Origin of the sequence: Bifidobacterium asteroides, assembly GCF_019469425.1 — a bacterium.
Lineage (GTDB): Bacteria > Actinomycetota > Actinomycetes > Actinomycetales > Bifidobacteriaceae > Bombiscardovia > Bombiscardovia asteroides_I.
The window spans coordinates 2166770-2187010 of record NZ_CP048272.1 but is presented as its reverse complement, the minus strand read 5'-3'; the positions used below and the strand labels follow the sequence as shown (position 1 = coordinate 2187010).

The window sequence follows — 20241 nt, the reverse complement described above, 5'->3', positions numbered from 1 at the left end:
TAGGGTTAGGCTCGTCTATGGATGGTTTGCCGTCATTTCCTTGGATGGCGACCAGTGGATAAGGAGCATCGTATGCCTGGAATCGTGATCGTTGGGGCCCAGTGGGGCGACGAGGGCAAGGGCAAGGCAACGGATCTGATCGGCGAGCATATGGACTATGTCGCCAGGTTCAACGGGGGCAACAATGCCGGCCATACCGTGGTCGTGGGCGACCAGGAGTACGCCCTCCACCTCCTGCCCTCGGGGATCATTCACCCGGCCATCACTCCGGTCATCGGCAACGGCGTCGTGGTCGACCCGGCCGCCCTCTTCGAGGAGATCGACGGGCTCCAGTCCCGCGGCGTGGACTGCAGCCGGTTGAGGATCAGCGAGTCTGCGCACGTCATCGCCCCCTACCATCGGACACTGGACAAGGTGACCGAGCGCTTTCTGGGCAAGCATAAGATCGGCACGACAGGCCGTGGGATCGGCCCGGCCTACGCTGACAAGATCAACCGTGTGGGCATTCGCGTGCACGACCTGTTCAATGTCGACCATCTGCGCGACAAGGTGGAGGCCAGCCTTCATCAGAAGAATCAGATGCTGGTTAAGCTTTACAACCGCAGGGCCATTGAGGTGGAAGCCACTGTTGAAGAGCTGGCGGGATACGCCGAGCAGCTCAAGCCCTACGTGGCCAATACCTCACTGATGCTCAACCAAGCCCTGGAGCAGGGCAAGAACGTCCTCTTCGAGGGAGGACAGGCCACCATGCTGGACGTGGATCATGGCACCTATCCCTTTGTTACTTCATCCAACTGCACGGCTGGGGGCGCCTGCACCGGTACCGGCGTGGGCCCGACCAAGATTGACCGGGTGGTCGGCGTGGCCAAGGCCTATGTGACCCGCGTGGGCGAGGGGCCCTTCCCCACGGAGCTGGACAACGAGCAGGGCGAATGGCTGCGCCGTCAGGGCCACGAGTACGGGGTGACCACCGGTCGCTCCCGCCGCTGCGGCTGGTTCGACGCGCTGGTCAGCCGCTATGCGGTGCAGATCAACGGCCTGACCGACATCGTGCTGACCAAGCTGGATGTCCTCTCCGGCCTGGAGACCATCCCGGTCTGCGTGGGCTATGACGTCACCCGGTCCGACGGCTCCCGGGTCAGGGTGGATCGGATGCCCGTGGACCAGGCCGAGTTCCAATCGGCCCAGCCGGTGTACGAGGAGCTGCCGGGCTGGCGCGAGGACATCTCCGGCGCCAAGAGCTTCGAGGAGTTCCCGACCAAGGCCAAGGACTACATCCATCGTCTGGAGGACCTGTCCGGCTGCCGCATCTCGGCCGTCGGCTCGGGCCCGGGCCGCGACCAGATCGTGCAGATCCATTCTCTGATCGAGTAAGGAAGTTCCATGGGGCTGCCCTGCCTAACCGCCTTCCCCGGGGCGGTGGGTACGGGAATCATCATCTCCACGGACAGGCCTCTGGGAGAACGACTGCACGGGACTATCGCTGGTCTGATCGAGGATTACGAAAGTGCCCTGTCACGGTTCAGGCAGGATGCCATACCTGCGCAAATGGCCCAGGCCTGTCATGGGGGAAGGTTCGTCTTTCCGGACTACTGCCAAGGGCTCTTTGATCTATATGACAGGCTGTATTCCGTCACCGACGGGGCCCTGGATCCCATGGTGGGCGAGGATCTGACCCGTCTGGGCTACGGCCGACAGCCCACCTTCCGGTTGCAGGTCGACGCCGCCGGTCATCTGGGACGGATCCATGGGCGACCCACCTGGGGTGATGACCTCAGGCGTCAGGGTGCTGTCCTTATGACTACCGGTCCGGTCAGCCTTGATTTCGGGGCAGTTGGCAAGGGCTATCTGGTAGACCTCATTGCTGATCTGCTCGAACCGCAGGTCAAAGAGTACATGATCGATGCCGGCGGCGACATGCGTATGCGGACCTCTCGTCCGATTTCCGTCGCCATGGAGGATCCCGGTGATCTGTCTGCAGGCGTGGGTCGGATCGAGTTGTCCCGCGGCTCCTTGTGCGCCTCGGCACCCAGCCGTCGCCATTGGACCGACCGGTCCGAGGATGCTGCAGCGGCGGGGTTGACGGCACTTCACCACATCTTGGATGCCATCAACGGCCGTCCAGTCGACCATGTGCTGGCCTCCTGGGTGGTAGCCGGTGAAAAGGACAACGAACACCCCACGGGCCTGGCTGACGGTCTGGCCACCGCCCTCTTCCTGGTGCCGCCGGATGCGCTGGCCGCCAGATTTTCCTTCTCCTGTGCCCTGATGTATGCCGACCGTCAGGCCGTGATCTCCAGCGAATTTCCAGGCCGTTTCTTCACTGATCCCAACATCCATCCGTCCACATAGCGGACCAGTCTCGCTGGACCGGCCGATGTCAGGCCTATGGTCAGCACCAATGCGGATGCGCAGAGAACGCATCCGATTCGAGGATGATGAAAGGAGGTTCGCCGTGATGACCAGCTCGACAGACACCCGCCCATTCGGCACTATGTCCGCACGAATTATTAGCCCGTCCTCACCGGCGGACTGACTCGACAATCTTCATTGTTCGACCCCGTCGGAAGGCGGGGCTGGACGCGTAGGCTTCATCGCATCAAACCCTGCCAGCAGCGGGGTTTTTCTATAAGGAGATGAGATGAAGTGATGACGGCAAACGACGTCAGTGTCGCTTCCCCGGCACCGGCAGCCTCCGTGTCCGGCGGCACCCGTGTGACCCGCAGCTCGGTCCGCACAGTCATCGGGGCCTCCATGGTCGGCACGGCCATCGAGTTCTACGATTTCTACGCTTACGGAACGGCTTCGGCCAACTATTTCCCCAAGCTCTTCTTCCCCAAGACCGATCCGACCGTGGCCCTTCTGGCCTCCCTGCTGACCTTCGCCATCGCTTTCATCGCGCGGCCCTTGGGATCTTTGATCTTCGGACACTTCGGGGACCGTCAGGGACGCAAGACCACGCTGGTGGTCTCTCTGCTGACCATGGGCTGCTCCACGGTCCTGATTGGCCTCCTGCCCACCTATGCCACCTGGGGACTCTGGGCCGTGGTGGTCCTCTGCCTCTGCCGGTTCGTGCAAGGTATAGGCCTGGGCGGCGAGTGGTCCGGTGCGGCCCTGGTGGCCACTGAGAACGCCCCGGAAGGCAAGAGGGCTCTCTACGGCTCCTTCCCTGAGCTGGGCGCTCCCATCGGCTTCTTCCTGGCCAACGGGACCTACTTCCTGCTGGAGATGTTCTGCACTCCCGAGCAGATGCTGAGTTGGGGCTGGCGTGTGCCCTTCCTGCTCTCCGCTATCCTGGTGGTTGTAGGGCTGGCCGTGCGCGTCTCCATGCAAGAGACACCCATCTTCCAGATGGCTCTGGACCAGCAGAAGGTCGTCAAGACCCCGCTGTTGGAGGTCTTCCGCAAGAGCTGGCGTCAGGTGCTCCAGGCCACCTTCCTGGTCGCGGTCACCTACACCCTCTTCTACACCCTGGCCACCTGGTCCCTGGCCTACGGCACCAAGCCTAAGTCTCAGGGCGGCGGCGGACTGGGCTTCACCAACCAGGAGTACCTGCTCATGCTCATGGTCTCCATCCTGGTCTTCGCCCTCTTCATCGTGCTGGCCTGCGTCTATGCGGATCGCATCGGCCGTCGCCGGGTGCTGATCGGCAGCTCAGTCATGCTGGTGGTCTTCAGCCTGGTCTTCCCCTACCTGCTCATGGCCCATCACAACACCTTCCAGGTCATGGTCTTCCTCTGCGTCGGGTTCGCCCTGATGGGCATCGCCTTCGGGCCTATCGGCGCTTTCCTGCCGGAGCTCTTTGACGCCAATGTGCGCTACTCGGGTTCCGGCATCGGCTACAACCTGGCGGCCATCGTGGGCGCGGCCTTCGTGCCTACCATCGCCACCTGGCTCTCCTCCCACTGGGGAGTGCGCTCGGTCGGGCTCTACCTGGCCGTTATGGCGGTCTGCTGCCTGGTGGCAGTGCTGACCTGCCACGAAACCAAGGATGTGGACTTCACCAAGTAAGCCATGGACGCATCCCGCCGGCTGCTTCTTCGCATTGCGCCGGTGTCCAAACAACGAATTGCGGACAGTCCATCTGGCCATATCACGAGTATGGTTGGAGGCATACCGTATCCATTGGGTACGGATCGGGGCCAAGGACAAAATCCGTTGCCCCGGTCGAAAGAGCATCGTCCGCCTGGAACAACGACAGGAATTCACAGTATTTTGAGTCCCCGGCCTGGAAGAACCGGCCCGGTTGGACCGCACATGAAGGAGTGTAGATAATGGCAGCACAGATCTGGTATGAGAAGGATGGGGACCTTTCGGTTCTGGAAGGCAAGAAGGTGGCCATCATCGGCTATGGTTCCCAGGGACATGCTCATGCGCTGAACCTGCGTGATTCCGGTGTAGATGTGGTGGTCGGCCTGCGTGCCAACTCCAAGTCGGTGCCCTTCGCCAAGGAGCAGGGGCTGGAGGTCAAGACCGTGCCCGAGGCCACCAAGGAGGCCGACATCGTCATGATCCTGGCCCCCGACCAATACCAGCGCAACATCTGGCGGGACGACATCGAGCCCAACATCAAAGAGGGCGCGGCAGTCGGATTCGCGCACGGTTTCAACATCCATTACGGCTACATCAAGCCCAGTGCGGACCATCCGGTCTTCATGGTGGCCCCCAAGGGCCCGGGTCACATCGTCCGCCGCGAGTATGTGGCCGGCCGTGGCGTGCCCGTGGTTGTGGCCGTGGAGCAGGATCCGCGCGGCGACGCCTGGGACATCACCCTGGCCTATGCCAAGGCTCTAGGCGCCCTGCGCGCCGGCGCCATCAAGACCACCTTCAAGGAGGAGACCGAGACCGATCTCTTCGGCGAGCAGGATGTGCTCATGGGCGGGGTGAACCACCTTGTCGAGGCTGGCTTCGAGGTGCTGACTGAGGCTGGCTATCAGCCGGAGATTGCCTACTTCGAGGTCTGCCACGAGCTCAAGATGCTGGTCGACCTGATGAACGAGGGCGGCCTGAACAAGGCCCGGTGGTCCTGCTCCGACACCGCCCAGTACGGCGATTTCACCTCAACCGTGGTGGATGAGTCCACCAAGGACAGGATGCGTCACCAGCTGCAACGCATTCAGGACGGCTCCTTCGCCAAGGAGTTCATCGATGATCAGGATGCCGGCGCCCCCAAGTTCAAGGAGCTCCAAGAGAAGTACTCCCACGAGAAGATCGAGGAGGTCGGCCCCAAGCTGCGTGCCATGTTCTCCTGGAATAAGGACGTCAAGGATGCCGACGAGGCCCAGTCCTTCACCGGCAAGATTGCCCGTTCCCAGGTGCAGTGACCTGTAGGAGGTCTATGGCCTCTTGCGAATCGCCGTCCATGTGGCGGCGATTTTTTATTGACCTGATACCGACGCATTCTGAGAGCGATCTGTCGTTATGCTTGACAATAAATAGTTATAACGGTAAAATTTTCTTTACTTGATGTTCTGAAAACAAAGGAGTTGTCATGGATACTGGCCCGCTTTTGGCGGTCTTATTTATTGCCATAGCTCTAATTGTGTTGTTGATCGTCAAGGTCCGAATGCATCCATCACTCGCTCTGCTGATTGCGGCCTTCTTTGTGGCGTTTGTGACCCAGGTACCTCTGGATAAAATCACCGATACTATAGAAAAAGGTGTTGGGGACACCCTGGGATTTCTTACATTGATCATTGGATTCGGGGCTGTTCTGGGCAAATTACTGGAGGTTTCGGGCGGGGCTCAACAGTTGGCCCAGACCATGCTGCGGGTGTTCGGCAAACAGCATGCAACAATCATCATGGCCTTGCTTGGCTTAATTTGTGGGATTCCGGTTTTTGTTGAAGTTGGTTTTGTTCTTCTGGTGCCTTTGGTCTTTGTGGTGGCTAAAGAGGCGGGCATATCACGGCTCAAAATTGGCATTCCCCTGGCTACTTCTTTGATGGTGGTGCACTGTATTCTTCCGCCTCATCCGGCCGCTACGGCAATCGCAGGGACCTTGCATGCCGATATTGGGACAGTGATTTTACTAGGTTTGTGTGCTGCGGTCCCCTCTGTTCTCGTCGGCGGAGTCTTGTTTGCACATTTTGTCATACCGGCACACGACCCGGCTCTGATGAAGGACGAAAAAGGAGGTATGGGCTCTTTTGATGAAAAGAGCGAGAAGGAGCTTCCTGGTTTCGGCATCACCTTGCTTACCATTCTTCTGCCTCTGTTGATCATGGTGACCAGAACCATATGCGAACGGGTGCTGCCGAGTGACATCCTGGCGATGAAGTGGATCAATGTCATCGGAAACCCGATCTCGGCTTTGACCATTGCTCTCCTGTTTGCTTATTGGTCCCTCGGGCTAAGCAAAGGGCTCGGGTTGAAACAGCTGCAAGAAATAACCGACGGTTCCTTCGGCCCAATCGGTGGAATTTTGCTGATCATCGGCGCTGGGGGAGCTTTCAATGCGGTGCTGACGGCTTCAGGCGTCGCGCCTGGTCTGGCCCAGGCCTTCTCCCATTTGCCGGTCAGCCCTATCATTCTAGCCTGGCTCATAGCTTTGATACTGCACTTCGCTGTGGGTTCCGCCACTGTGGCCATGATCAGCGCTGCTGGGATCGTGCTGCCACTGCTGACGGCGAATCCTGGCCTTTCGCCTGCGATTCTGGCTCTGGCCATTGGAGCCGGCGCTATTGGGCTGACGCATGTGACTGATTCTCTGTTCTGGATGGTCAAGGAATATTTGCAAATAAGCGTTCCACAGGCTTACAAGACACTGACAGTCGGCACATCGATCACATCCGTTATAGCTTTAGGGGTTATTTTGCTGCTGAGTCTGGTCGTTTAACTTGATTGGCCGATAAACGACAACAACTTGGCGAGAATAAAAGGAGCCAAATTATGAATGAATTGATACACGGAAAGACGGCTGCGCAATGGACCAGTGACCTGCCGCTCTTGAAAGAGCTGATGCAGGAGCAAGAAACGACTTGGTTCAATGATCAGGTCTTGCCTGCAAAGGATGGAATTAAGCGTGTGGGTCTGACGGTCAAGGATGTTGACGACGCTGCAGATCGATTGAAGAGGTTTGCACCGCTGATTATGGAGCTGTTCCCGGCCACAGCGAGTTCTATGGGGATCATAGAATCACCGCTTGTCGCGGTTCCGAAGTTGGCTGCAGCGCTGGGCGGTCGATATGGTCAACAGTTGTCGGGGCAGCTGTGGGCTAAGTTGGACAGCGAATTGCCTATCAGCGGATCCATTAAGGCACGAGGCGGCATATACGAGGTACTTAAACATGCTGAGGACCTGGCCATTGATGCCGGACTGTTGACTGTGGATGATGATTATCGCAAGCTGGCGACGCCTGCTATGAAGAAATTCTTCAGCCAATATAAGATTGCAGTCGGTTCGACCGGCAACTTGGGGCTGTCCATCGGCATCATGAGTGCAGCTCTGGGCTTTGATGCCAGCGTGCATATGTCGGCGGATGCACGACAATGGAAAAAAGATAAGCTTCGCGCCAATGGCGTTCATGTCTATGAGTATCAATCGGACTATTCGGTCGCAGTTGCGTCCGGCAGGAAAGAGGCCCAGTCCGATCCCATGGCTTACTTCATTGACGATGAAAATTCCACTACCCTTTTCCTGGGCTATGCCGTAGCCGGAAGGCGTCTGGCGGGCCAGTTGCGCACCTATGATGTTCGGGTGGACCAGGATAATCCCCTCTTTGTCTACTTGCCCTGTGGGGTTGGTGGCTCTCCTGGCGGTGTGGCTTTCGGACTTAAGACGGTCTTCGGTGATGCTGTGCATTGCCTCTTTGCTGAGCCAACTCATTGCCCATCCATGTTCTTGGGCACCTACACTGGTCTGCACGATGGGGTAAGCGTTCAGGACTTCGGAATCGATAATGTGACTGCAGCTGATGGCTTGGCCTGTGGACGCCCATCTCGATTCGTGGGCAAGGCCATGCAAGGACTGGTGGACGGATTCCTCACCATAGATGATGATGAGCTCTTCCGTATTGAAGCCAGTCTTCATGATGCAGCAGGCATAGATGTTGAGCCTTCGGCTGCTGCCGGATTCGTGGGACCATGGCGAGTCCTGAGCGACAGGGAGTGCATCAGAAAGATCGGATTGGATGATGCTTCTATGGTCAGGGCGACTCATATAGCTTGGTGCACCGGCGGGTCTATGGTGCCCCGGGATGAGATGTCCGCCTATATCGCCAAAGGAGAGGGCTTACTTTAGAACTACTGCCGTAACAGGTCGGAGGGTGCCGGTGTTTTGGGAGGGCACCCTTCTGATCTTGGTAGGTATGCGTGAAATACGGTTGTATACAGATGCGATGGGGTGAACGCGTATGGTGCATAATGCTAGGACAGTCGATCAGGAGTCTGATTCGGCAGATGATGCTCAATATCTGAAACAGTATATTCCTTTGGTCAATTTCCTTGGTGAGGTATTAGGGCCGAGAACCGAGGTGGCGTTGCATAATGTCGCCAATACGAAGAACTCGATCATTGCTATCGCTAATGGTCAGGTGTCTTCGCGGGAAGTCGGTTCTCCGGCGACCGATTTTTTGCTTCGTCTTGTGCGCGATGGGACACCTGATGGCAGTGATTACGTGGTTGGATACCGGGGAAGATCTTCCGCCAACAAGAGCCTGCTTGTCTCTTCCACGTACCTGATAAGACACCGAGGAAAGATTGTCGGAGCACTGTGCATTAACAGCGATCAAACGCCATTGCTGGCTATCGAGCATTCGGTCGAACAGTTGAAGGATATGTACTTCCCCGTGTCTGACCGTAATGACTCCGAGCAGCAGGAAGAGAACCTGGTAGCTTCAGCGGACGATGTCATGGAACAGGTAATCGATCAAACCTGCGTCGAGGCAGGGGCGAGGGTTGATCAATTGAGTCCTGAACAGCGGATTGATGCGATACGGCGATTGAATGGCCAGGGTTGTTTCAACATCAAGGGTTCCGTGGCGAAGGTTGCCAGACTGCTGTCCATCTCGGAGTCCACGGCCTATAGATACCTTCGGATGGTTTAATGGCCTGTCCATGTGTCTTGATTGATCTTATATGAATTTTGAAATATATAACCGGAGGTTTGTGTGATGGCGGATTCGTACAAGATGCTCGTGATGGGAGCATGGGTGCGGCAGCGCTGTGCGCCTATTGTTAGGGGGTAGCTTGGCCTCGTATTGTTTGTGTGGAAGTTGCAAACAAGGCTGTAGCAACGATTTGGTCTATCCCTCTCCACCATTGGAGAGGTCAAATATGGCCTGATTGTCTCAGCGCTTGTGGTTTACCGCGGTCGGTGATACCAATTATCAGTCGGAACAATGAGTATCAGCATGTTTGACCGTCCATGCGTTGCTGTCAAGGAAACAATACGAGGAAAATACGAAGCGAAAGTGCGAAAAGAGCGCCAGAAAACCCTATATTTAATTTGCGAAAGCGTATTCTCTGATTTACACTGAATTCGATGCTTCAAAATCGATGCCATTCGCTGCTTCGTGCTTGGTAAATTGCTGGGCATCGGGCTGTGCTGTTTCACAGTGATGTGCATAGCTGCATGGCTTAACTGTAAATGCGTCCGAAAGGAACGTGGTATGTGCAAATTATCTAAAGGCTTGACCTCTCTGGTGGTCGCCTTTGCCGCGGTGGCAACGCTTGCCACTGGAGGCGTGCTGCCTGCGGCTGCTGCTGAGTATTCCAATGCAAATGCGGAGATGGGGTATCCCCATTTCGGCGGTGTGGATAATCCGATTCCAGCTAGCGGACAGGCCTTTAATCCCTCTGCCGGCTATCTTTCGAAGGTTTTTGATAATGATCTTTCCCGGGGGGCGGGGACAGATACCAATCATGATTTTTGGATTGATCGGATTCTCACCAGAAAAGGCGACCAGCCGACCGGCAAGGGGACCAACGATGTCGGAACCTACATCTACGAGGGTGCAGATACGAATCAGTATCTATTTTCGCGTGGTCGAGCTGCATATATGCGTACTCATGAACCATCAGTATTCGGGTTTGGAGGCGAGATAGCCTACAAGGACACGATCAGCAGCAAGGGTGCTTTTACCGTTGATTTTTATAAAGGGCAACAAAAGCTGGCCGTTCATGAAGTTGCTGACGAGCGAAAGCAGACCCCTAGTTACTGGCGGGGCAGTTTTGAGACGGATGATCCGTCCTTATCTATGGAATTAGTCAAGTACATCACTAATGACAATGTTCTTGTAGCCCAATACCGAATTATCAACAAGGGCGGAGCGAAGGACGTGACTCTGCATGCCACTTCTCCACTTGCCAGTGTTGAAGAGGGGGATGAGCTTACTGGAGTAGTTAAGACAAATCGCGATTTAACCACTGTCTATCCGCGTTTTTCGGGTAGTGGCATGCGCCCTGAGGACGGCCATCTTGCCGCTGACCTGCACCTTTCCTCCAACAGTGAGCAGGCTGGGAAAATCCAGCTTGGGTTGCTTGCTGAGGAGCTTCCTTCCTCCAAGCAAGAGTATGACCGTGTTCGTTCTCAATTGCCTGAAGAGGCCTATAAGGCTCACGTCACTGCGTATAACAAATGGTGGGCCGATAATATCCCCTATATTGAGACGCCTGAACCGAATATCGATAAGAGTGTTTTCTACCGGTGGTGGCTCAGTCGTTTCAATTTCATTGATGCTAATATGCCGGGCAATACCTATCAGTTCCCCGCAGCCATTGAAGGAGTGCTCGGATACAACAATTCTATTGTGCTGACCACTTGCATGTTCATCAATGATTTGAAGTATCTGCGTGACCCCGCATATGCTTATGGTTCCTGGGTGGCTGCTGGCGAGACATCCAAAAGCCAGCAATATGTCGATAACCCGGGTGGAACGAGCTGGAATAACAGCTATACGCAGTATATAACCGATGCAGCCTGGGAATCTTTCAAGGTGCATGGAGGTCCCGCCGACATTGCCGCGGCAATAGGAACTTATGGGCGCAATGATGTCAATGCGCTGATAGGGGCCAAGAATTCATCCTTCAATCGCAACGGCAACAAGCTTATCGACTGGGACTGGGCTTCTATGACTGGCAATGATTCTGATGCGGTCTCTTTTTTCGAGCACGAACGCGAACCCATGGACAGGGCCGAAAGCGCCTGGGTCTGGGCGAACGCCAAGGCCGCTTCGGAGGCGTTCGCCACGGCAGGCAACAGTGAAGGCGCGGAAGCGATGTCGCGTACTGCAGATGAAATCCGCTCACAGATCCTCGGGCAGCTTTGGAATCCGGATATCAAACTCATCCAGCACAAGTTCATCGGGGAACACAGCGGACAATTCGCCAAGTGGAAAGAGAACAACAACTATTATCCATACGCAGCCGGTCTGATGCCGGCTCAGGGGGATGCTGACTACAATGATGATTATGAACAAGCTCTGAGGCTGTTCGCCGATGCTGATGAGTTCCCCGTCTTTCCTTTCTATACTGCCAACCAGAAAGACGTCAAGTCCAGAGCTGAAGCCAACCCGGGGAAAACCTACTCCAATAATTTCTCTGTGATCAATTCTGTGCCCCTGTTCCGTATTTATGCCCAAGGCATTCGTAGATATCATGCTTCCGACAAGGGCTATATCAGCAAGGAAATGTTCAAAAAGCTGCTATATTGGAATGCCTTCGCCCATTATCAAGGCGGCGATAACCGTTATCCTGATCAAAATGAATTCTGGAACACAGCGACCGCTGAGCATGGCGGGCGAATCGGCTATCGGTCGTGGATTCATCACACCCAGCTTGGAACTACGAACTGGACTTTAATCGAGGATGTTGCAGGTCTGGTGCCTAGGCAGGATTCCACAATCGAGCTGAACCCTATAGCCATACCGGGTTGGGACTATTTCACCATCAACAATCTGAGCTACCACGGGCAGGATATGACAATCGTCTGGGATCGGGATGGCAGTCATTATCATGGGCCAGCTGGATTTTCCCTCTATCTTTCAGGTCGGAGAGTCATGACTTCGGACAAATTGGCGCATGTCCTTTATGACGCGCATACGGGAAAGGCCTGGTTGGGGGATCAGGCAGATCCATCCGCGACCTTGGTCGTTCTCGATCGCGAACCTGTGACGGAGGCCCAAAATGTCGCCTATTCCGCTGATTCGCGTGTGACCGACATCTTCGCCAAGGCGGGCCGCAATATTGATCCCAGGGCAATTGACCGTAACGATCTGGCACGTGGAGCTCAGGTCAAAGCCAGTTTTGAGGCTCCGAACCAGCCGGCGAGTGCTGCCGTGGACGGCAGCACCATCAACGAGCCCTTCTGGGGGACTGCTGGTTCGCCGAATGCTGCCGACTCTCTAGAGGTGAGTCTGGCAGGGCAATCAACTGTCGATGAAGTCCGTCTCTATTTTTATAAGACAGCGGCGAACTTTACTATTCAGGGATATGCGGAACCCACCATGTACCGGTTGGAGTATCAGGATGCAGCCGGTCGGTGGAAGCAAGTCGGGCAACAATATCGATCGCCCAATGTGCCCGAGGCCAATTACAACCTGATCAGGTTCCCTGCAATACAGACTGGGAAACTGAGAGTCACATTCACCCATGCACCTGATGCGCGTACTGGGTTGAAAGAGATTGAGGCTTACCATACGGGCATCCCCACCCCTACAGCAGAGAATCAGCCGCCTTCTGTGGAGGCTTATGTATCAAAAATCGGCTCGCAAGGTGCTCAGCTATCCGGAGTCGTCAAGGATGATGGTATGCCCTTCGGTCGGCTTACGACGAATTGGGCCCAGGTTTCTGGCTCAGGGAAGGCGACGTTCGCCGATCCTTCCGCGCCAACCACAACGGTCAAGTTCAATTTGGAAGGGGATTATGTCCTACGACTGATCGCATCGGATGGGCAGAAGGAGGGCCACGTAGATGTATGGGTCCACGGAGTCCCATCAGACGGTCTGTTCAATGCAGCTGCTCAGGCCAAGGCTACAGCCAGCTATACCAATGGCTACCTTCCCAGCGGGAATGTCAAGGTAGTTAATGATGGCGATACTTCCAACGATAGCGGCACGCCTAACCTCAGCTGGAACAATTGGGGGGATCCTTATACGGGAGAAGAGCCGTGGCTGCAGCTGCAGTGGCCCGGACAAGTCCCTCTCAACAAGGCCTCACTGTATTTCTGGACAGACAATGGCGGAGTGCCCATGGCTCGTTCGTGGAAGCTGCAATACCATGACATGGCTTCCGGGAGCTGGAAGGATGTCCAGTTGCGGTCCAGCTCGGTTTATCGCGTCGATAAGGATGGACCAAATACTGTGCTTTTTGATCAGGTCGATACCGATGGGATTCGAGCTGTATTTCCTAGGGGCGCCATTGTCGGAATCAGTGAGTTCGAAGCCTATGCGGAGGATCCGCTGACTGTACCTGACCTGGATTTGCCTACTGGAATCGGTCATGTGCCGCAGTTGCCGTCAAAGGTAGAGGCGGCCTATGGCGGAGGCTGGCGCAGGAATCTGACCGTGCTTTGGCCTCAAGTAACGAAGGCTATGGTGTCTTCAGAGGGAGAGTTCAAACTGACTGGTACTGTGATTGGCGCTTCCCAGAAATCGACAGCGACCGTATGGGTCCGATCTGACCTGCGCAGTCCCTTTATCAACGGTATCGAACCAAGTGAGCAGACAGTGTATACAGGAAGCGAGAGGACCCTTCTGCGTCTGCCTTCCACAGTTACAGGCATCTACAACAACGGCGTTCACAAAAGCGGACTGCCGGTGACTTGGGATGCCCAACAGGTGGTGGCTATTGATCTGCAGTGTCCTGGCGACTATTCGGTTGAAGGCGTGGTGCCTGATGTTGCCTCAGGAACGCGCGCCAAGTTGACCGTTCATGTTGTAGATCAGTATCAGAAGGAAATGGGATGGGTCGAGAAGTTTGCGACCTCATCGGTCAGCGCTGAAGCATCCTGGTCGCCTGCACAAGGCAAGCTCAATGACGGCATACTCATCGATGACACTTGGCCATTAGAGGATGATGCTGATATCAATGCCAAAGTATGGGGATCTTGGGGAGCGGCGGTTGATGGAATGTATGCTGAATATGACTGGCCGCATAAAATCACCATCGACTCCAGCAGAGTGCAGTTCTGGGCTAATTTCCGTACTGTCAATGACGGCAAGGGTGGTTTGGAAATTCCCAGGAATTGGAAGATTCAATATCTGGATGAGAATGGAATATTCCGGGATGTGGAGCATGCCCGCTATGCCACAGTGCGCAATGATCCTGCGCATCACGCCACCGACTGTGGCGGTTGGAGCACTGCCGAATTCGCCCCTGTATACACCGATAAGCTGCGCCTGGTTCTAGATCCTCATCAAGGCACCGGAACCTTTGGCGTTGCCGTAGCGGAATGGCAGGTGCATGCTCCGGACCAGACGGAGAAAGTCAACAAGACCAATCTTGCAAATCTAGTCAAGGAAGCATCCACCATTCACGAGGAAGACTACACGCCAGGAACCTGGGGTGACTTCGGCTCGGCTTTGAAAGGCGCTCGAACAGTGCTGGACGACGTAAAGGCTACGCAGAAAGATGTCAATGATGCGTTCAATAAGCTTGCAGCGGCACAGCAGGCTTTGGCGAAACGTGCGGATAAAGAGCATCTGACTGAGGCAATCAACCAGGCTGATTCAATAGAACAAAGTGATTATACGGAAGACACAGTAGCTGCCCTTCGCACTGCACTTGATAAGGCGCGGGGTCTTCAGCATGATCCGGAAGCAGGACAGGCCGCGATCGATGCTGCCACGGCAACTTTGCAGCAAGCCATTAAGGGTTTGAAGAGCAAAGCCTCGGTGTGGCCTGCCGCTGATAAACGAACGCTGCAAAAAGCCGTCAATGAGGCTGATACTTTGCAGGAGAAGGCTTATGCCACTCAGTCCTGGCAGGACTTTTCCAAAGCGCTGAGTCGTGCCAAAGGTGTTTTAAATAATGAAAGCGCGACCCAGGATCAGGTGGATCGGGCTGTGTCCGATTTGGTGCAGGCGCAGGCATCATTGCAAGCTCTGAATACAGATGATCGCGGCTCTGTGAAGGTTGATAAGAGCCGTCTTAAGGCGGTCCTCGACCAGGCAGGAAAGTTGCAGTCTACAGCAGGTTCTCGCGGACTGTCTGAGCGTCTTGCATGGGCTGTGGCAGGGGCGCGAAAGGTGATGGCGGATCCTCATGCTACGCAGGCGCAGGTTGATGCAGCAATCAGCGAACTTGAAGGCTTGCTTCACGAGGTAGCTGATTTTCAGAAGCAGACCGACGGGAAAAGTGGAACACTGACCTCCACAGGTGTCGCCGTCCGTGTGCTTGCGCTGTCTGCCGCCGCTTTGCTATTGACGGGAGCCGTGGCGATTCTGTGGAATCGGAGGAGGACGGGGCGATGAACTGCCCGCTGCAGGTATATCAATTCCAGTACCCCCCCCCCCCCGGAAGAATCACCTTACATGTTCCAGTGAGATGTAGACTCGGATGAGTAACTGAAGCATCCAGACTTGGGGATTTATGTCCCTGGCATGGCGGTGTCCCCATTCAGCTGGTCAATTTCATTTGGATGGGGGCATCATTTGTTATAGAGGACGTGGCCTTTCTACAAGGTTGTCCGTGTTGTCCTTTTACCTCAGTGGGCGGATTCGGCGCCAGACACGTCCATGTCCTTGAGGCGCACAATCTTGGTGTGGTTGACGAGCTTGAAGCCCAGGTAGAGGACCAGAACCAGAACCACGCTGAAGTAGGTCATGGCCATGTGCGACCAGTTCAGGCTGAGCAGGGAGGGGATGTCCTGTCCGGCAATGACGATGACGCAGAGCACTATGGCCAGGACCGGGCCGAACGGATAGAGCTTGGAGTGGTATTTGAGCTCGCTCAAGTCGTGCCCCTGGAGCTTGAAGGCCCTCCGGAAGCGGAAGTGGCTCAGGGCGATGCCGATCCAGGCGATGAATCCGGTCAGTCCGGTGGCGGTCACCAGCCACATGTAGAAGGACTGGCCGAAGATGCTGGAGGCGAAAGTGGCCAGGGACATGCAGACCGTGGCTACCAGGGCCGCCAGGGGGATGCCCCTCTTGGTGGTCCTGGCGAAGATGGCCGGGGCGTAGTGGTCTTTGGCCAGTCCGTAGAGCATGCGGCTGGAGGCGTAGGCCCCGGTGTTGACGGCCGAGAGGATGGATGTCAGCACCACCGCGTTCATGACGCTGGCTGCCGAGGCCAGGCCAGCCCGCTGGAAGACCAGGGTGAATGGCGACATGGCGATATTCCCGTCAGAGGCTCCCAAAAGATTGGGGCTGGTGTAGGGGATCAGTGCGGCGATGACGAAGATGGACAGCACGTAGAAGAGCAGGATCCGCCAGAAGACGTCGTTGATGGCCTTGGGGACCGCTTTGCCGGGGTTTTCGGATTCCCCGGCGGTCACGCCCACTACCTCGGTGCCTTGGAAGGAATAGCCCGCGATCAGGAAGACGCTCATGATGGCTGGGAAACCTCCCACGAAGGGGGCATCCTTGTAGGTGAAGTTCTTCAGGCCGACCGCCGGCTGGAACATAATGCCGCAGATCATGGCCATGCCGATGACCAGGAAGACGATGATGGTGGCCACCTTGATCAGGGAGAGCCAGAACTCGGTCTCTCCGAAAGCGGAGACTGTCAGGGCGTTGATCAGGAAGACGATCACCAGGACCAGCAGGCTCCAGATCCACCCTGGGGTGTTGGGCAGCCAGTACTGGATCAGCAGGGCGGCGGTGGAGATGTCCACGGCGCCCGAGATGGTCCAGTTCAGCCAGTAGTCCCACCCCATGGCAAAGCCCAGAGCCGGATCCACGTAGCGGGCGCTGTAGGCGGCGAAGGATCCTGACACCGGCAGGTGCGTGGCCAGCTCGCCCAGGCTGGTCATCAGGAAGTAGACCATGACGCCCATGGCTATGTAGGCCAGAAGTCCTCCACCAGGGCCCGCTGTAGAGATGGTGGAGCCGGAGGTCATGAACAGTCCGGTGCCGATGCAGCCGCCCAGGGCGATCATGGAGATGTGGCGGGTCTTGAGGTTGCGCTTGACGCTGCCGTAGCCATGGTGCTCTTGCCCGGCCCGGTCGGATTGATTGATGTTCGACGCTGCATTGCTGGTGTTCTGCGTCATGATCCTCCTCCTTTTGGCTGGGCGACGCACCGGGAAGTCCGGGGTCGTGCTGTAATTGCGATTCCTGATATGCCGACTGGATGCCGGAATAGATTCATATGGCCGGGTCCTTGGGCCGGTCCTCAACGTATAGGGAGTCTATGCCATTGGTGTGGTCCTCCGGCTCCCATGCTCACAATGTGTCATGCTAGTTGCCGAATCTTTCATAATGATTTCTGAACTCCGCTCAAATCCATCGCCTCCAGAGGCACGATCCGGGTGTGGTGCCGGATCTTGTAGCCAAAATAAAGCGCTAATACCAGCGGCACGCTTATGTAGGTGACACCGATCTCCTGCCAATTCCAGGTGGCGAAGGCTTCGATGTTCTGCCCGCCAATGACGATGACGCATAGGGCCAGGGCCAGGATGGGCCCTAGGGGGAAGAGCCTGGCATGGTAGCTCAGTTCCTCAACCCGGCGGCCCTGGACCGCCCAGGCGCGGCGGAAGCGGTAGTGGCTCAGGGCGATGCCGATCCAGGCGATGAATCCGGTCAGTCCCGAGGCGGCTACCAGCCACATGTAGATCCGCTGACCGAAGATGCTGGAGGCGAAGGCGGTCAGGGAGACCACCAGCGTGGCAATCAGCGAGGTCATGGGGATGCCGTGTCGGGTGGTGTGGCCGAAGACGACCGGGGCGTAATGATCCTTGGCAAGGGCGTAGAGCATCCGGGTGGAGGCGTAGACCCCCGAGTTGGCGGACGAGAGGACCGAGGTCAGGATGATGGCGTTCATGACGCTGGCTGCCGAGGCCAGGCCTGCCCGCTGGAAGACCAGGGTGAAGGGCGACATGGCGATGTCCCCCATGGCGGAACTCAGCAGGTTGGGGCTGGTGTAGGGGATCAGTGCGGCGATGACGAAGATGGACAGCACGTAGAAGAGCAGGATCCGCCAGAAGACGTCGTTGATGGCCTTGGGAACCGCCTTGCTTGGATTTTCGGACTCGCCAGCCGTGACGCCGATCAGCTCGGTGCCTTGGAAGGAGAAGCCCGCAATCAGGAAGACGTTGAGAATAGCGGGGAACCCTCCTACGAAGGGGGCATCCTTGTAGGTGAAGTTCTTCAACCCGACCGCCGGCTGGAACATGATCCCGCAGATCATGGCCATGCCGATGACCAGGAAGACAATCACCGTCACCACCTTGATCAGCGAGAGCCAGAATTCGGTCTCGCCGAAGGTCGATACGGTCAGGGCGTTGATCAGGAAGACGATGACCAGGACCAGCAGGCTCCAGATCCATCCGGGGGTATGGGGCAGCCAGTACTGGATCAGCAGGGCGGCGGTGGAGACGTCGACAGCTACGGTAATGGCCCAGTTCAGCCAGTAGTTCCAGCCCATGGCGAAGCCCAGGGCCGGATCCACGTAGCGGGCGCTGTAGGCGGCGAAAGAACCGGAGGTGGGCAGGTGGGTGGCCAGCTCGCCCAGGCTGGTCATCAGGAAGTAGACCATGACGCCCATGGCTATGTAGGCCACCAACGCGCCTCCCGGCCCGGCCTTGGCGATGGTGGAGCCGGATGTCATGAACAGCCCTGTGCCGATGCAGCCGCCCAAGGCGATCATGGAGACGTGCCGGGTCTTGAGGTTGCGTTGGACCCGGTCGGTGGATGCTGAGGGGCCGCCCTTCCTGCTCTGCCTGGTCGCCATTACTGCTCTTTTCCTCGGACTGACCTGAGAGCCCTATGACGACGGTTCCGGTCAGTTCCGCTTAGGCGGAATCCAGACGGGTTGCCTGTCTGTGACACTGCACATAGCGCTCCGCAACATCGGGTTGCGACAGTCCCGGACCTGTTCGACCCGGGCCCAACGGTTCGGATGGGCGGATCCGAACCATTTCGGCCGGACTTCCTTTCGCCGGGAATGCACGACACCGCACTGTCTGTTCCCGGTTACTGATAGGTTCGGCGACCTCTTCAGTGGCTTTGCAATTATGGGCAAGCATAGAGGAATTCTCAGACAAGGCCCAAACGGTTGCCGTGCCTTCAATGATCGATAGGTAAATCTGCAAGGTCCGTGGCCGTGCTGGGTGATCCTGGCAGCGCCGGTTGACCGCGTTAGGATGGGCGTGGTTTTCTCGGAAAGAAGGCAGCGACTGATGAAGGTCGATGATATTAAGATAATCGGCAATATCGGGGCGGGCACTATGGGGCATGCGACAGCGCTCCAGTTCGCCATGCGGGGGTATCCGGTCCGGTTGGTGGATTCCAGCCGCCAGGCTCTGGACCGGGGCAGGGAACTGATTGAGCATGATCTGGATACCTTCATCAGCGCTGGTCTGGTTCGTCAGGATCAGAGGGAGAGCGTGCTGGATCGGATCCAAGAGGACACGGATTACGGCATTCTGTCTGATGCAGATTTCGTCCTCGAATCCGTCTTGGAAGAGATGGAGGTCAAGCACCAGGTCTGGCGGCAAGCGGAGGCCATAGTTGGCGAGCGGGCCATTCTAGCCACCAACACCTCGGGGCTGAGGCCGACTGAGATCGCTTCGGTGTTGCGTCATCCCCAGCGGTTCCTGGTTGCCCACTTCTGGAATCCCGCCCAGCTCATGCCCTTGGTCGAAGTGGTGCCTGCTGCGCGCACCAGCCAGGACGTGATAAACACCACGGTTGAGCTCATGAATCGCATCGGTAAGCATGCCGTGGCGCTGTCCACGGAATCGCTCGGATTCGTGGGCAACCGCATCCAGGCGGCAGTTATTCGGGAATGCCTGAATATCGTGGAACGGGGCATTGCCACGCCGCAGGCCGTTGATGAGATCGTCGCCTACAGCCTGGGCCGGCGGTGGAGCATCCTTGGGCCCATTGCCAGTGCTGACTTGGGAGGATTGGATGTCTTCGACAATATCTCCAAGTACCTCTACGACGATTTGGACAACCGCCCTGGTGAGGACCCGGTCTTGGAGGCCAAGGTTCAGGCAGGACAGTTGGGCGCCAAAAGCGGCCAGGGGTTCTATTCCTGGCAGGGAGCCGAGAGCCGGGCCGTGATCGCCGATCGCGACCGGCGGCTGCTGGAGGCGCTAGTCGAGGACCGCAAGAAGGCGGACGACCGCTGAGCTCTC

11 protein-coding genes and 1 riboswitch are annotated in these 20241 nt (G+C 56.9%); of the genes, 9 read left to right on the top strand and 2 right to left on the bottom strand.

The window, feature by feature from the left end:
• Positions 1 to 72: 72 nt before the first annotated feature.
• From GYM67_RS09020 to GYM67_RS08985, 8 genes are all read left to right on the top strand, one after another.
• The gene (locus GYM67_RS09020) at positions 73 to 1374 is read left to right on the top strand and encodes an adenylosuccinate synthase (protein ID WP_220236532.1); all 1302 of its coding nucleotides are present in this window, start codon (positions 73 to 75) and stop codon (positions 1372 to 1374) included.
• Between the two features lie 9 nt (positions 1375 to 1383).
• Positions 1384 to 2352 (top strand): FAD:protein FMN transferase, encoded by a 969-nt coding sequence (locus tag GYM67_RS09015; RefSeq protein ID WP_220236531.1) that lies wholly within the window; start codon positions 1384 to 1386, stop codon positions 2350 to 2352.
• Positions 2353 to 2649: 297 nt separating this feature from the next.
• Positions 2650 to 4011 carry an MFS transporter gene (locus GYM67_RS09010; protein ID WP_220236530.1) on the top strand — a complete coding sequence of 454 codons (1362 nt, stop codon included), beginning with the start codon at positions 2650 to 2652 and terminating at the stop codon, positions 4009 to 4011.
• Between the two features lie 263 nt (positions 4012 to 4274).
• Positions 4275 to 5324, top strand: coding sequence for a ketol-acid reductoisomerase (gene ilvC, locus GYM67_RS09005; protein WP_220236529.1), 1050 nt, complete (start codon positions 4275 to 4277; stop codon positions 5322 to 5324).
• 167 nt (positions 5325 to 5491) lie between these two features.
• The gene (locus tag GYM67_RS09000; RefSeq protein ID WP_220236528.1) at positions 5492 to 6838 is read left to right on the top strand and encodes a GntT/GntP/DsdX family permease; all 1347 of its coding nucleotides are present in this window, start codon (positions 5492 to 5494) and stop codon (positions 6836 to 6838) included.
• 5 nt (positions 6839 to 6843) lie between these two features.
• The gene (locus tag GYM67_RS08995) at positions 6844 to 8241 is read left to right on the top strand and encodes a D-serine ammonia-lyase (protein ID WP_258561500.1); all 1398 of its coding nucleotides are present in this window, start codon (positions 6844 to 6846) and stop codon (positions 8239 to 8241) included.
• 112 nt (positions 8242 to 8353) lie between these two features.
• Positions 8354 to 9046: a helix-turn-helix transcriptional regulator gene (locus tag GYM67_RS08990; protein ID WP_220236527.1), complete on the top strand. Its 693-nt coding sequence runs from the start codon at positions 8354 to 8356 to the stop codon at positions 9044 to 9046.
• Between the two features lie 564 nt (positions 9047 to 9610).
• A complete protein-coding gene (locus GYM67_RS08985) occupies positions 9611 to 15412 on the top strand; it encodes an Ig-like domain-containing protein (RefSeq protein WP_220236526.1) in 5802 nt (1933 codons plus the stop codon).
• Positions 15413 to 15645: 233 nt separating this feature from the next.
• Here GYM67_RS08985 and GYM67_RS08980 read toward each other — a convergent pair whose 3' ends face one another.
• Both GYM67_RS08980 and GYM67_RS08975 read right to left on the bottom strand, forming a co-directional pair.
• A complete protein-coding gene (locus tag GYM67_RS08980) occupies positions 15646 to 17151 on the bottom strand; it encodes an amino acid permease (protein WP_258561499.1) in 1506 nt (501 codons plus the stop codon).
• 203 nt (positions 17152 to 17354) lie between these two features.
• Positions 17355 to 18830: an amino acid permease gene (locus GYM67_RS08975; protein ID WP_220236525.1), complete on the bottom strand. Its 1476-nt coding sequence runs from the start codon at positions 18828 to 18830 to the stop codon at positions 17355 to 17357.
• Between the two features lie 96 nt (positions 18831 to 18926).
• Positions 18927 to 19105, bottom strand: a riboswitch (Lysine riboswitch).
• A 173-nt stretch (positions 19106 to 19278) separates the two neighbouring features.
• Between GYM67_RS08975 and GYM67_RS08970 the strand changes: the two genes are divergently transcribed.
• Positions 19279 to 20235: a 3-hydroxyacyl-CoA dehydrogenase family protein gene (locus tag GYM67_RS08970; RefSeq protein WP_220236524.1), complete on the top strand. Its 957-nt coding sequence runs from the start codon at positions 19279 to 19281 to the stop codon at positions 20233 to 20235.
• The last annotated feature ends 6 nt before the right edge of the window (positions 20236 to 20241 follow it).